Annotated in this window: 11 protein-coding genes; 9 read left to right on the forward strand and 2 right to left on the reverse strand. The window is 69.3% G+C overall.

Features of this window, described 5'->3' with window-relative positions; all coding sequences use genetic code 11:
• Nucleotides 1-483: HNH endonuclease signature motif containing protein (locus tag AB0I59_RS29085; protein WP_358137980.1), on the forward strand; the 483-nt coding region annotated here is incomplete at its 5' end.
• A 585-nt stretch (nucleotides 484-1,068) separates the two neighbouring features.
• On the opposite strand, the gene AB0I59_RS29090 is transcribed toward AB0I59_RS29085, so the two are convergent.
• The gene (locus AB0I59_RS29090) at nucleotides 1,069-2,358 is read right to left on the reverse strand and encodes a nitroreductase/quinone reductase family protein (protein WP_358137983.1); all 1,290 of its coding nucleotides are present in this window, start codon (nucleotides 2,356-2,358) and stop codon (nucleotides 1,069-1,071) included.
• Nucleotides 2,359-2,451: 93 nt separating this feature from the next.
• Here AB0I59_RS29090 and AB0I59_RS29095 point away from each other — a divergent pair, with 93 nt between their 5' ends.
• A complete protein-coding gene (locus AB0I59_RS29095; RefSeq protein ID WP_061261612.1) occupies nucleotides 2,452-2,925 on the forward strand; it encodes a MarR family winged helix-turn-helix transcriptional regulator in 474 nt (157 codons plus the stop codon).
• Nucleotides 2,926-2,959: 34 nt separating this feature from the next.
• Here AB0I59_RS29095 and AB0I59_RS29100 read toward each other — a convergent pair whose 3' ends face one another.
• Nucleotides 2,960-3,979 (reverse strand): LacI family DNA-binding transcriptional regulator, encoded by a 1,020-nt coding sequence (locus tag AB0I59_RS29100; RefSeq protein ID WP_358137986.1) that lies wholly within the window; start codon nucleotides 3,977-3,979, stop codon nucleotides 2,960-2,962.
• Nucleotides 3,980-4,517: 538 nt separating this feature from the next.
• Between AB0I59_RS29100 and AB0I59_RS29105 the strand changes: the two genes are divergently transcribed.
• The 7 genes from AB0I59_RS29105 to AB0I59_RS29135 all read left to right on the forward strand — a co-directional run bounded on the left by AB0I59_RS29105 (nucleotide 4,518) and on the right by AB0I59_RS29135 (nucleotide 13,598).
• Nucleotides 4,518-6,275, forward strand: coding sequence for an ABC transporter substrate-binding protein (locus tag AB0I59_RS29105; RefSeq protein WP_061261610.1), 1,758 nt, complete (start codon nucleotides 4,518-4,520; stop codon nucleotides 6,273-6,275).
• Nucleotides 6,276-6,335: 60 nt separating this feature from the next.
• A complete protein-coding gene (locus AB0I59_RS29110) occupies nucleotides 6,336-7,328 on the forward strand; it encodes an ABC transporter permease (protein ID WP_061261609.1) in 993 nt (330 codons plus the stop codon).
• A 98-nt stretch (nucleotides 7,329-7,426) separates the two neighbouring features.
• The gene (locus tag AB0I59_RS29115) at nucleotides 7,427-8,311 is read left to right on the forward strand and encodes an ABC transporter permease (protein ID WP_358138258.1); all 885 of its coding nucleotides are present in this window, start codon (nucleotides 7,427-7,429) and stop codon (nucleotides 8,309-8,311) included.
• A gap of 1 nt (nucleotide 8,312) precedes the next feature.
• Nucleotides 8,313-9,257 (forward strand): ABC transporter ATP-binding protein, encoded by a 945-nt coding sequence (locus tag AB0I59_RS29120; RefSeq protein WP_061261608.1) that lies wholly within the window; start codon nucleotides 8,313-8,315, stop codon nucleotides 9,255-9,257.
• Complete coding sequence (locus AB0I59_RS29125) at nucleotides 9,257-10,183, forward strand: ABC transporter ATP-binding protein (RefSeq protein WP_061261615.1); 927 nt, start codon at nucleotides 9,257-9,259, stop codon at nucleotides 10,181-10,183. The genes AB0I59_RS29120 and AB0I59_RS29125 overlap by 1 nt, the downstream gene beginning before the upstream one ends.
• Nucleotides 10,180-12,579, forward strand: coding sequence for a glycoside hydrolase family 2 protein (locus tag AB0I59_RS29130; RefSeq protein ID WP_358137991.1), 2,400 nt, complete (start codon nucleotides 10,180-10,182; stop codon nucleotides 12,577-12,579). Before AB0I59_RS29125 ends, AB0I59_RS29130 begins: the two co-directional genes overlap by 4 nt.
• The gene (locus tag AB0I59_RS29135) at nucleotides 12,576-13,598 is read left to right on the forward strand and encodes an ROK family protein (RefSeq protein ID WP_358137994.1); all 1,023 of its coding nucleotides are present in this window, start codon (nucleotides 12,576-12,578) and stop codon (nucleotides 13,596-13,598) included. Before AB0I59_RS29130 ends, AB0I59_RS29135 begins: the two co-directional genes overlap by 4 nt.
• Nucleotides 13,599-13,720 lie beyond the last annotated feature (122 nt).

A 13,720-nucleotide genomic window follows, 5' to 3' on the forward strand; every position in this document is an offset into this window, starting at 1 on the left:
GGCGGACGCCGTACCGTCTTGCACGTGCAGGTGACCGAGCAGACCCTCACCGGCGAATCCGACGCCCCCGCCCATCTGGAGGACGGCACCGCCATTCCCGCCGCCGACGCCCGCCGGATGGCCTACACCGCCGAACTGCGGCGGGTGCTCCGCGACGCGCGGGGGATCGTCACCGACTTCGGCCGTTCCCGTCGTCTGGCGTCCGCCGACCAGCGGGAGGCGATCATCGCCCGGTACCGGTACTGCTGCCGTGAGGGCTGTGACGTGCCAGCGTATCTGGCCGAGATCGACCATATCGAGCCGTGGTATCCCAGTGGCCGTACTGATCTGGGTAACCTCGCGCCGTTGTGCGCGCCTGACAACAAGTGGAAGTCTCGTCACCCGGACAAGGTTGAGGTCATCGACCAGCCGGACGGCACGGTGACGATGCGTTTCCATCGTTATCCCAAGCACCGCCCCCGAGCCTGGGCCCGCAGACAGTGACCGTGACAGTGACCGTGACAGGGACCGTGACAGGGACCGTGACAGGGACAGGGCCGGTGACGGTGGCTGCGACAGAGCAGTTGATACCGGAGGCATCCGGACCCCATCAGGATGTCCGTCCTGCCAGGGTGTCCGGTCCTGTCAGGATTGCCCTGTCCTGTCAGGTGTCCGGACCCTGCCGGCATGCCCGGACCTACCAGGACATGCGGACCTACCTGTGCGGATGTACCTGGATGTGCGGATGTACCGGACTCCATCGGTTCATCGCATGTCCTGACATGGTGGTTCGGGATGTCCGGATCCCTCGGCCCTACCGCAGCTGACCATGGGATCAACGACGACCGCCCGCAGCGGATCGGGGCGAATGCGTGCGCCACAGGTGACCAGGGCTGACGACGACTGCCGCAGGTGACCGTGGAATCAACGGCGTGCGTCGCAGGTGGCGATGGAAGCAAGGGCGCCAGTCGCAGAAGAGCGTGGGGCCAGCGGCGTGTGTCGCAGGAGAGGAGGGGACCAGCGGCGTGCCCTGCAGGAGAGCACGGGATCAAGTCCGCCACGACCGGTTGCTCGAGCGGGCCTCGGTGATCAGCTGATCTTGAGGGTTCGTGTCAGCGCTGGCAGGAGCTGCGCTTCCTCGTATGCGAAGTGCTCTTCCAGGCTGGAGGCCAGCCGTTCGAGCTCGGCCCGGAACGTCTCGGCATCGGCTGCGTTGGTTTCAGAGGCCCGAGATCCGATGGTGGTGGTCCCGAAGGCGCGCGTTTCGGGGGATGTGGTTCCGGGAGCGCCCGGTTGAGCGGTGGTGGTCTGGTGAGCGCCGGGGCGGGTGGTGGTGGTTCCGGAGCTGGGGGATTCGGTGGCGGGGGCTCCGTGAGTGCCGGGTTGGGCGGTGGTTCCGAAGGCGCGCGGTTCGGGGGTGGTGGTTCGTGGCGTGTCGCGTTGGGGGGTGGTGGTTCCGAAGGTATGGGGTTCGGGGGTGGTGGTCCCAACGGTGAGGGGTTCTGGTGTGGTGGTTTCGGGGGCAGCGGTTTCGAGGGAGTCGGCTTCGAGGGGATCGGTTCCGGGAGTGAGTCGAGTGAGAAGTGCCTGGAGATCGGTCACCGCCTGCGCCACCAGACGGTGCTCTCGGCGGAGCCGGTCCAGCGCAGGGGCGAGTTCGGGGAACTGCTTCTCGAAGTCGGCGAAGGCACCGTCCTCGTTGGTGTGATGGCCGTGGAGCGCGTCGCAGAAGAGCAGGCAGTGCTGGGCCAGCTTCCGGTCCAGCCGCGGTCGCCGGGAGCCGGACGGCAGCGCCTTCTCGGTGAGGTGCTGATCAGCGAAGTAGTCGTCGACATCCTTACGGATCGCGGCGAGTTCACCGCGCAACTCATCGTGTACGCGTACGAGGAACTGAGCGATCGCGTGGTTCCGCCGGCTCTGCTCCGCGCCCGCTGAGAGATCGACGCGGTGCAGTGCGATCACGGGGATGGTGCGCGAGGTTCCGGCCTGGTAGGCCGTGAACGCCGGGTCGAGTTCGCATTGGATTTGGTAGAGCCGGTCGCGTTCCTCACCCTCGATCGGCTCCGCTCGGGCGGCGTAGCTCTCGACCCGTCCGTCGACAGTGCCGATCTCGACGGTACAGCGGGGCTCGGACCGCAGGTTGTGATACCAGTCGGGGTTCTTCGGGCGGCCCGCGTTGGAGCCGAAGACGAGGACCCGAGCGCCGTCCCGCAAATAGACCGCGGGGTTCGTGTGGGGGCGGCCACTCCGGGCGCCGGTAGTGGTGAGGAGGATGAGTGGGGCGCCCTCGAACATGCCGGCGACCTTGCCGCCGTTCGCGCGGAACTCCGCGATGACCTGCTGGTTGAAGTCCGAGGGTGCCGGTTGCTGCTCTGTCATGGGATCGACCTCTCCGATAGCATCGGCCGAGTAGGAGAGTTTGCTTTGCAAGCAAAACTTATTTGTATGCAAAGCTAATTGGGAGGGATCGCGATGTCAACCGGTGGCCGAGGGGACGGCGGATCCGGCCTGGGCGTCGATGATGCGATTCGCACCTTGCTGCTGGTCATGCCGCGCATGGTGGGGCGAGTGAAGCGGATCCAGATTCCCGAGGAACTGCGATCGTTCTCTCTCGCGCCCCGGCACCTGTCCCTGCTCGCCTATCTGCTCTTCGACGGCCCGATGGGTGTGAACGAACTGGCCGCCCGGCTGGAGGTCGCGCCGACGACCGTGAGCCTCATGGTGAGCGAGCTGAGCCGCAAGGGCATCCTGGAGCGGCGGGAGGACGACGCCGACCGGCGCAGAAAGATCGTGAGCATCGCCGACGAGCACCGCGCCGCGATCGACGGCTGGCTGGGGCAGGGCGCCACCGCCTGGCGGAAGGCACTCGAACCTCTCACTGCCGACCAGCGGCAGATGTTCATCGACACCCTGGCCGTCTACGAACGGGAGATCGCCGGGGAATGACCGCCGTCGTCGTCGCCGTCGTCCGGGGAACGCGTCAGGATTCGGGGGGCGGCGCGGTGCTGCCGCGCGGGGTGAGACGGGCGGCCTGGTCTTCGAGCGGGCCGGTCTCCGTGCCGTCGATCAGGGCGAGCAGCCGCTGTGCGGCGTGCGCGCCGTACGCGGGGATGTCACGGGTGAGGGCGGTCAGCGGAGGGCGGACCACCTGGGAGAGCGGGGAGTCGTCCCAGGCCACGATGGACAGGTCGGAGGGGACGTTGAGCCGCATCTCCTGGGCGACGGACAGGCCGGCCACCGCCATGATGTCGTTGTCGTAGACGATCGCGGTCGGACGCCGGGATGAGCTGAGCAGCCTGCGGGTGGCCCTCGCGCCCTCCTCGCCGGTGTAGTCAGTGTGCACGGTCACGGACTCGGTGATCCCGATCTCGGCGCACACATCCTCGAAGGCCCGGTCGCGGATGACGGTGTGCACCAGCCGCGGCAGCCCGGCGACGCGCGAGACACGCCGGTGGCCGAGCGCGGCGAGATACTCCACCGTCTCGCGTATGGCGGCGCCGTCGTCCGACCAGACGGGCACCAGCGAACCGGCGGAGGAGGGGTGCCCGATCACGACAACCGGCATGCCCAGGGCCTGCATCTCCGGGACGCGGGGGTCGTCCACGTGGAGGTCGATGAGGATGGCGCCGTCGACCCGGCCCTCTCCCCACCAGCGCCGGTAGACGGCCATCTCGGTCTCGTGGTCGCGGACGACCTGGAGCATCAGGGCGCATGAGTGGTTGGCCAGTTCGCTCTCGATGCCGCTGATCAGCTCCATGAAGAAAGGCTCCATGCCGAGGAAGCGCGCGGGCCGGCACAGGGCGAGGCCCACCGCCTCGGCGCGGGCGCCGTTCAACGCGCGGGCGGCGCTGTTCGGCTGCCAGCCGATCTCGTCGGCGATCGCCAGGATGCGCGCCCTGGTCGCCTCGGACACGCCGGGCTGGCCGTTGAGCGCGTAGGAGACCGCCCCTTTGGAAACCCCGGCCTGCCGCGCGATGTCGGCGATAGTCGGTCTTCTCACGTGGCCCCTTGGTTAACCGGTCTAGTGCCAGCACTTTACTACATGCGGCGGATGTCTCGGAGATGTCACACCTACGCTCGGCGCTATTGACACCGTAGACACACCGAATTTACGGTCTCGGTACTTATCCGGTTCAGCGTCGGGCGTTGGCGGCGGGAAGGCGTGGTGCCGACCGACGAAAACGTCATGTGACGCCGTCTGACCGTGCCCTGACGGGCGGGCTTCGCCGTTCGGAAGGGGCATGAGGGAGTGTTCGTGGATCTCTGCCGAAGCGAGGATCGGCCGAATGGACGCCTCGCGAGGCGGAGAAGGAGGTCGGAGCGGAGCCGCCGGCCGACTTTTCCGGGCCCCGCGGAAGCCCCGAGCCCGCGAGGAGTCCTCGTGGGTGGGGGACGACGCCGCGAGGCGCCGTCCCGGGCGGCCGCGGCGGGGCGAGAAGATCCACGTATCACGACCTAGACCGGTTCATGTCGACCATCGGGGCTTCAGCTGTTTCGGACCTCCGCGCGGCGATCCGCGAGGGGGAAGGAGAATCACGATGCGAAACCGAGTGCGGATCCTGATCCCGCTCCTCGCGGCCGGCCTGGTCGCCGCGTGCTCCGGTGGCGGCGGAGCGGGCACACCTGACACCCAGGCGCCGAAGGCCGCGGACGGCGCCGCGCCTCCGGCGGCCGGCGGATCGTTCCCCCGTAACGAGACCCTCTACACGAGCGGCACCCAGTGGGGCCCTCCGGCGAACTGGAACCCACTGCGGGAGTGGGACTTCGCCACCGGCACCAAGGGCCTCGTCTACGAGACCCTCTTCCTGTACGACCCGGACGCCGACAAGTTCACGCCGTGGCTCGCGGAGAGCGGCGAGTGGACGGGTGACAAGGAGTACACGCTCAAGCTGAGGCAAGGCGTGACCTGGTCCGACGGCAAGCCGCTCACCGCGGACGACGTGGTCTTCACCTTCGAGCTCGGCAAGATGGAGACGGTTCCGTACCACCCGGTGTGGACGTGGTTGCGGAGCGCGGAGGCCGTCGACGCCCAGACGGTGAAGTTCACCTTCACCAAGGCCAACTACCAGCAGTGGGCGAACAACCTGTACAGCAGGGCGATCGTGCCGAAGCACCTCTGGGAGGGCCGCTCTGAGGACGAGGTGATGAACGGCAGCAACGAGCGGCCGGTCGGCACCGGGCCGTACGCCTACCAGTCCCACGACCAGGACCGCATGGTGTGGGTCAAGCGGGACGGCTGGTGGGCGACGAAGGCCCTGAGTAAGGACGTCAAGCCCAAGTACATCGTGGACATCGTCAACTCCAGCAACGAGGTCGCGATGGGGCTGCTGCTCCAGAAGGGCCTCGACCTGAGCACCAACTTCCTGCCGGGCATCGCGAACCTGGTCAAGGGCAACTTCGGGATCAAGACCTACTATCCCGAGCCGCCGTACATGATGTCGGCGAACACGGCGTGGCTGGTGCTCAACACCAAGAAGAAGCCGATGGACGACGCGGAGTTCCGCAAGGCGGTGGCCTTCTCCGTCGACACGAAGAAGATCGTCGAGAACGTGTACGGCAACCTGGTCAAGGCGTCGAACCCGACCGGCCTGCTGCCCCAGTGGGACAAGTACGTCGACCAGAGCGTGGTGAGCCAGCTCGGCTTCTCGTACGACCCGGCCAAGGCCAAGAAGCTGCTCGCGGACGCCGGATACAAGGACACCGACGGTGACGGGTTCGTCGAGACGCCGAGCGGCGGCAAGATCTCGCTGAAGCTGATCGTCCCGGCCGGGTGGACCGACTGGATGGAGGCGATCCGCGTCATCAGCGCCGGCGCGAAGGCGGTCGGGATCAACGTCGAGCCGGACTTCCCCGACTACAACGCGCTCGTGGACGCCCGTAACTCCGGCAAGTTCGACATGGTTCTCAACAACGAGAAGCAGCTCGCGAACACGCCCTGGCTGTACTACGACTACCTGTTCCGCACACCGGTGCAGAAGCTGCAGACCACGGTCAACTTCGGCCGGTACGAGAACGCGAAGGCGTGGGAGCTCGCCCAGCAGCTCGACGGCGTCAAGCCGGATGACGTCGAGGGGATGAAGAAGGTCACCTCCGAGCTGCAGAAGATCCAGCTCCAGGACATGCCGGTGATCCCGCTCTGGTACAACGGCCTCTGGTCGCAGACCAGCGACGCGGTGTGGAAGAACTGGCCGTCCAGCGCGCCCGGCGCGCCGAAGTACGCGCCGACCGTGTGGCGCAACTGGCTGGAGATGGGCGGCGTCCTGATGCTGACCGAACTCCAGCCGGTGGCGGGCTGACCGTTCGCGCCCCCCTTCCCCGCGGGAGGGGGGCGCTCACTTCGCGACCGGGAGGTCAGTTTGTGGCGATATTTCGGCAGGAAGCTGCTCATTTACGGTCTCACGTTCTTCGTGGCCGTCACGATCAACTGGATGATCCCGAGGTTCATGCCGGGTGACCCCGTGCAGAGCATGCTCTCCCGGGCGAACATCGCGCAGCCGGAGGCCGTCGAGGCCATGCGCGCGCACTACACGAACCTGTTCGGATTCGACCTGCCCCTGTGGAAGCAGTACGCCAACTTCTGGGCGGCCCTGCTCCAGGGCGACCTGGGCATCAGCATCTGGGTGTTCCCCACGCCGGTCACCGACGTCATCGTCCGGGCCGTGCCGTACACGCTGGGGCTGCTGGTCCCGGCCATCCTGCTCAGCTGGGTCGCGGGCAACCGGTTCGGCGCGTTCGCGGCCCGCAGGAAATGGCTGGACAACACCGCGCTGCCCGTCGGCTACGTGCTGACCGCGACCCCTTACATGTGGCTGGCGATCCTGCTCGCCTGGGGGCTGGGCATCGTCGCCGGCGTCCTGCCGGTCGCCGGGGCGTACAGCTTCGCGATGGAGCCGTCGTGGTCGTGGGAGTTCCTCGGGAGCCTCGTCGAGCACTGGCTGCTGCCGTTCGCCTCGCTGTTCCTGGTCGCCTTCGGCGGGTGGGCGATCGGCATGCGCAACATGATCATCTACGAGCTGGAGGCGGACTACGTCCACTACCTCCAGTCGCTCGGCGCGTCCCGGCGGCTGGTACGGCGGTACGCCTTCAGGAACGCGATCCTGCCGCAGATCACCGGGCTCGCCCTGCAACTCGGCGTGCTGGTGGCCGGGGCACTGGTGACCGAGATCGTCTTCTCCTATCCGGGCCTCGGGCACCTGATCCTCAAGGCCATCCAGAACCAGGACTTCTTCCTGCTCCAGGGGACCTTCCTCTTCATCGTCATCGGCGTGCTGATCGCCAACTTCGTCATCGACGTCGCGTACGTCGTGGTCGATCCGCGTACCAGGATCGGGATGGGAGAAGCCGCGTGACCGCCGAGCCCCCTGAGTCCGTGGCCGAGTCCGTGGCCGAGTCCGTGGCCGAGTCCGCCGCGGTGACGGCCGCCGGGTCCGCCGCGGGGTCCGCCGCCGTGACAGCGGCCGGGCCCGCCGCTGTGGTGACCGTCCGGGCCCCGCGCCGTGAGGCGCTGTACTTCGCGCTGCGCAACGGCAAGCTGGTCGCCGGACTGGTCGTCGTCCTGGTGTTCCTGCTGGCCGCGCTGCTCGTGCCGCTGACCATCGACTACGGCCCGAACGACTACGTCGGGCCCGCGGCGTCCGCGCCGTCGGGGGAGTACTGGTTCGGCACCACGACCTTCGGCCAGGACGTCTTCGCCCAGTTCGCGTACGGCCTGCGCGCCACGTTCCTGGTCGGGCTCCTCGGCGGGGGCCTGGCCGCCGTCATCGGGATGGCGGTGGGGTTCACCGCCGGATACCGGGGCGGGCTGGTCGACGAGATCCTCAACATGATCACCAATATCGTCCTGGTGCTGCCCGCGCTGGTCGTCCTCCTGATCGTCAACGCGTACCTGGGGGTGCGGAGCGTCGGGGTGCAGGCGCTGTTCATCGGGCTGACGTCGTGGCCGTGGGCGGCGCGAGCGATCCGGGCGCAGACGTTCTCGCTGCGCTCGCGCGACTTCGTGGACCTGGCCAGGCTCAGCGGCGTGCGCACCCCGAAGATCATCGTCAGGGAGATCGCGCCGAACATGAGCTCCTACCTGTTCATGACGTTCATCCTGCTTTTCGGCGGGTCGATCCTGATCGCGGCCTCGCTCGACTTCATCGGGCTCGGCCCGACCCAGGGCGTCTCCCTCGGGCTGATGCTCAACAACGCGGCCCGGTGGAGCGCCCTGCATCTTGGCATGTGGTGGTGGTTCATCCCGCCGGGAGCCGGGATCACGGCCATCGTCGGCGCGCTCTATGTCATGAACGTCGGGCTGGACGAGGTCTTCAACCCCAAGCTGAGGGAGATGTGACGTGTCCCTGACGGTCACCGACCTCCGGGTCCACTACCGGACGCTGCGCGGCGAGGTGAAGGCGCTCGACGGCGTCTCGTTCACGGTCGCCGACGGCGAGATCATGGGCCTGGCCGGCGAGTCCGGGTCGGGCAAGTCCACGCTCGGCAAGAGCCTGATCCGCCTGGACGGCCGGATGCGCCACGTGGGCGGCACGGTCGAGCTGGACGGCGTCGAACTGCCCGTCGGCGACTCGGCGGCCATGGACCGGTTCCGCTTCAGCGAGGTGTCGGTCATCCCGCAGTACTCCATGAGCGCGCTGAACCCCACCAGGAAGATCGGCAAGATGGTCGCCGAGCTGCTGGCGTCCCGGGGCGAACGGCTGGACCCGGCCGAGCTGGAACGCCGTCTGGAGCTGGTGGGACTGTCCCGCGACGTGCTCGGCCGCTACCCGATCGAGCTGTCCGGCGGGATGAAGCAGCGAGTGGTCATGGTCGTCTCCACGCTGCTGAACCCCTCGCTGCTCATCGCCGACGAGGTCACCTCCGCGCTGGACGTGTCCAGCCAGAAGGCGGTGGCCCGGACGCTCCTCGGCCTGCGCGACACGGGCCTCGTGACCAGCATGATCGTCGTCACGCACGACATCTCGCTCGTGTACCAGATCGCCGACACGATCATGGTGATGTACGCGGGGCGGCTGGCCGAGAAGGCCCCCGCCGACGTGATCGTCACCGAGCCTCGGCACCCGTACACCCGGCTGCTGATCTCCTCGCTGCCCGAGGTCGGCGTACGGCAGGCGGACAAACGGCTCAGCGGCATCCCGGGCAGCCCGCCGTCCCTGCTCGACCCCCCGGAGGGCTGCCGGTTCCGCGACCGCTGCCCGCTCGCGTTCGACCGGTGCGCGGAGCAGCCACCGTTCACCGAGGTCGCGCCGGGCCACTCCGTCGCCTGCTGGAAGGCCGCGTGATGCTGCGACTCGACGGTGTCTCCAAGATCTACCGGGTCGGCGCCTTCGGCGGCCGTGAGCTGCGCGCGGTCTCCGGCGTCAGCTTCGACGTCAACCCCGGCGAGGTGGTGTCCCTCATCGGCGAGAGCGGCAGCGGCAAGAGCACGCTGGGCCGCATGGTGCTGCGCCTCACCCCCGCCAGCGAGGGGACGATCACCTTCGACGGGACGGACGTCTCGGCCATCCGGTCGCGCAAGGCGTACTACCGGCAGGTCCAGGGCGTCTTCCAGGACCCGTTCAGCTGCTACAACCCGGTCTTCAAGGCCGACCGAGTGTTCGCGATGATCAAGCAGGAGTACTTCCCCGAGATGGGCCGGGCGGAGTGGCGCGACCGGGTGGAGTCCTCGCTCGACGGTGTGCGGCTCGACCCTGGCCAGGTGCTCGGCAAGTATCCCCACCAGCTCAGCGGCGGCCAGCTCCAGCGCATGCTGATCGCCCGCGCGCTGATGCTCGACATCCGCCTGCTGGTCGCCGACGAGATCATCAGCATGCTCGACGCGTCCACCCGCATCGACGTGCTCAACCTGCTCGGCGACCTGCGGGCGCGCGGGCTGGGCATTCTTTTCGTCACCCACGACCTGTCGCTCGGCAACTACGTCAGCGACCGGACCGTGGTGCTGCGCCGGGGGAGGATCGCCGAGATGGGCCCGACCGACCGCGTCTTCGGCAATCCGCTGCACCCCTACACGCGGACGCTGCTTGACTCCGTCCCCCGGCTGCACACCAAATGGGCGGACGAGGAGCCGGCCGCCGGACAGACCCCCTGCCCGTTCCACGACCGCGCCCCGGACACCCCGGTGCGTTCGGATCTGGCCGAGGCGGAGAAGGAGCACTACGTGGCATGCGCCGGATCCGGCGCGTGTCCCGCCGCGAAGGAGACAGCGTGAGCTCGTACCACCCGCTGCACGACGGCTGGACCGTCACCGCCGTGTCCTCCACCGGGCAGCACCGGCCGGTGGTGGCCGGAGTCCCGGCGGCCGTTCCCGGCTGCGTCCACACCGACCTGCTCGCCGCGGGCATCATCGACGACCCCTATCTCGATGACAACGAGGACCGGCTGACCTGGGTGGGCCGTACCGACTGGGCCTACGAGACCACCTTCACCTGGACGGGGACCGCCGACGAGCGGGCCGACCTGGTGTGCGAGGGCCTGGACACGGTCGCCACGATCGTGCTGAACGGCATCCAGGTGGGGACCACCGCCAACATGCACCGGTCGTACCGCTTCTCCGTCCGGCACCTGCTGCGCGAGGGCGAGAACACGCTGAAGGTGCTCTTCGAGGCCCCGTACGGCTACGCGGAGGAGCAGCGCGCCGCCCTCGGGAACCGGCCGGGCGCGTACACCGAGCCGTACCAGTTCATCAGGAAGATGGCCTGCAACTTCGGCTGGGACTGGGGGCCCACACTGGTGACCGCCGGGATCTGGCGGCCGATCGGCATCCACACCTGGAGCACCGCCCGGCTCGCCGAGGTCCGACCTCTCGTCACGCTCGACGGTCCCGACGGGCGGGTGGACGTCCACGTCACCGTGGACCGCGCCGCGCAGGTCCCGCTCACCGTGACCGCGGGCGTGGCCGGCGTCACCGAGTCCGTACGGCTCGCGCCGGGTGAGAGGACCGCGGTCGTCACCCTGGCCGTGCCGGAGCCCGAGCTGTGGTGGCCGCGCGGGTACGGCGGGCAGCCGCTCTACCCGCTGACCGTCCAGCTCGGCGACGGCGACGACGTCTGGACGAAGGAGATCGGCTTCAGGTCGGTCGCACTGGACCGATCGGACGACGCCTTCACCCTCGTCGTCAACGGCACACCGGTGTTCGTCAAGGGCTTCAACTGGATCCCCGACGACTGCTTTCCCAGCCGGATCACCAGGGAGCGGCTCGCGGAGCGGTTCGGCCAGGCGATCGGCGCGGGCGCGAACACCCTGCGCGTCTGGGGCGGCGGCATGTACGAGAGCGAGGACTTCTACGCCCTCGCCGACGATCTCGGGCTGCTGGTATGGCAGGACTTCCCGTTCGCCTGCGCGGCCTATCCCGAGGAGGAGCCGTTCACCCAGGAGGTGGAGGCCGAGGCACGCCAGCACGTGGCCCGCCTGGCCGGGCATCCCAGCCTGGCCATCTGGTGCGGCAACAACGAGAACATCGAGGGCCACGCCGACTGGGGATGGCAGGACTCGCTCGACGGCCGCAGCTGGGGCGCCGGTTTCTACTACGACCTGCTGCCGAAGATCGTGGCCGAGCTCGACCCGACCCGACCGTACTGGCCGGGCAGCCCCTATTCCGGCGCCCCCGACCTGCCACCGAACGACCCGGCCAAGGGGACCGTACACATCTGGACCGTGTGGAACTCCCACGACTACACCCACTACGCGGCCTACACGCCGCGGTTCGTGGCCGAGTTCGGTTTCCAGGGCCCTCCGGCGTACGCGACCCTGCGGCGGGCGGTGCGCGACGACCCGCTGACGCCGGTCTCGCCGGGAGTCAAGCACCACCAGAAGGCGATCGACGGCAACGAGAAGCTGCTGGGTGGCCTCGGCGCCCACCTGCCCCGGCCGGAGGGCTTCGACGACTGGCACTACTACACCCAGCTCAACCAGGCCAGGGCGATGGCCTTCGGCGTCGAACGGTTCCGCGCGCTCGCGCCGTACTGCATGGGCACGATCGTCTGGCAGCTCAACGACTGCTGGCCGGTCACCTCGTGGGCGGCCGTGGACGGCGACGCGCGGCGCAAGCCCCTCTGGTACGCGATGCGCCGGGCGTACGCCGACCGGCTGCTCACGTTCCAGGACTCCTCGGTCGCCGTGGTCAACGACACCGGAGAGGAATGGACCGGCGAGCTGGAAGTCGTCCGCCGGTCCCTCGGCGGGGAGATCCTCGCCAAGGAGCGCCACCGGGTCGCGGTCCCGCCGCGCGGGGTGACCACGTGGGAGCCGCCCGCCGTGGTCACCCGGCCGGGCGGTCCGGGAGAGGTGCTGGTCGCGACACTGGACGGGGTCCGCGCGCTGCGGTTCTTCGAGGAGGATCCCGCTGTCGGCTACCCGGTGGCCGAGTACGACACGGCGGTCGAGGAGGCCGAGGGCGGCCTGCGGGTCAGCGTCACCGCGCGTACCGTCGTGCGCGAGCTGGCGATCTTCCCGGACCGGCTCGACCCCCTGGCGACCGTGGACGACCAGCTCGTCACGCTGCTCCCGGGTGAGACCGCGGTGTTCCAGATCTCCGGGAGCGATCTGGACCGCGACGCGCTCACCCGCCATCCGGTGCTGCGCTGCGTCAACGAGGCCCGGCCGTGACGGCTTCGCGGCGGGTCGTCCTCGCGCTCGACATCGGTGGGACCAAGTTCGCCGCGGCGCTGGTCCGCGAGGACGGGTCCATGTCCGCGCGGGCCGAGATACCGGTAGGGCCGGACCCGGCGGCCACGCTGGACGAGGTCGTCCGGCTCGTCGCCGTCCCCGGTCTGGCGGGCGTGGGCATCGGCTCCGCCGGGCCGCTGGACGCCGTCGCGGGCACGGTCAGCCCGGTCAACATCCCGCTCTGGCGTGATTTTCCCCTGGCCGAAGCCGTCGGCGAGCTGGTGCCGGGGGTGCCGGTCCGGCTCGCGGGCGACGCGCAGTGCATGGCGCTCGGGGAGTGGTGGCGCGGGCGGCCGGGGCGTGAGCCGTACCGGAACCTGCTGGGCATCGTGGTGTCCACAGGTGTGGGCGGCGGCCTGGTCATCGACGGCGTTCCGTACCTGGGGCCGACGGGGAACGCCGGGCACATCGGCCACATCACCGTCGACAGGGGCGGCGAGCCGTGCCCCTGCGGCGGGGCGGGGTGCGTGGAGACCTTCGCCAGCGGGCCGAGCATGGTCCGCTGGGCCCTGGCTCGCGGCTGGATCCCGGACGGCGTCGCTCCCGACGCTCCGGCCGCCCCCGGCGCTCCTGGCGCGCAAGCCGCTCCGGGCGCTCTGGCCGCCGCCGACGCTCCGGACACCGCGGACGCGCGAGACACCCTCGTTGCCGGGACACCCGATGCCAGGCTGCTCGCGCGGGACGCGGCGCGCGGGAACCCGATCGCTCGGCTGGCCTTCCAACGGGCGGCGGACGCGCTCGGCACGGCGATACTCAGCGCGGCGGCCCTCTTCGATCTTGACAACGTTGTCATCGGGGGCGGGGTGTCCGCGGCCGGGCCAACGCTGCTCGACCCCGTGCGGCAGGCGATCGCGCGGGAGGCCGGGCTCGGCTTCCTGCGCCGCCTGCGTGTCGCGCCGACCACACTCGCCAGGGACGCCGGCCTGTACGGCGCCGCCGCGCTGGCGCTGCCGCCGTGACAGTGCCGCTGTGACAGTGCCGCTGTGACAGTGCCGCTGTGACAGTGCCGCTGTGACGCTGCCCGTGCCGCCGTCCCGCGTACGCCGTGAAACGTGGGATCTCTCGGTAGCATGGGCCGTCC

The sequence above is a fragment of the Microtetraspora glauca genome (genome assembly GCF_040656155.1).
GTDB classification, from domain to species: Bacteria; Actinomycetota; Actinomycetes; order Streptosporangiales; family Streptosporangiaceae; genus Microtetraspora; species Microtetraspora glauca.

Coding starts and splice junctions, on each gene's coding strand:
- AB0I59_RS29125 (WP_061261615.1), top strand. CDS start 9,257: ATGCTGCGACTCGACGGTGTCTCCAAGATCTACCGGGTCGGCGCCTTC.
- AB0I59_RS29090 (WP_358137983.1), bottom strand. CDS start 2,358: ATGACAGAGCAGCAACCGGCACCCTCGGACTTCAACCAGCAGGTCATC.
- AB0I59_RS29105 (WP_061261610.1), top strand. CDS start 4,518: ATGCGAAACCGAGTGCGGATCCTGATCCCGCTCCTCGCGGCCGGCCTG.
- AB0I59_RS29095 (WP_061261612.1), top strand. CDS start 2,452: ATGTCAACCGGTGGCCGAGGGGACGGCGGATCCGGCCTGGGCGTCGAT.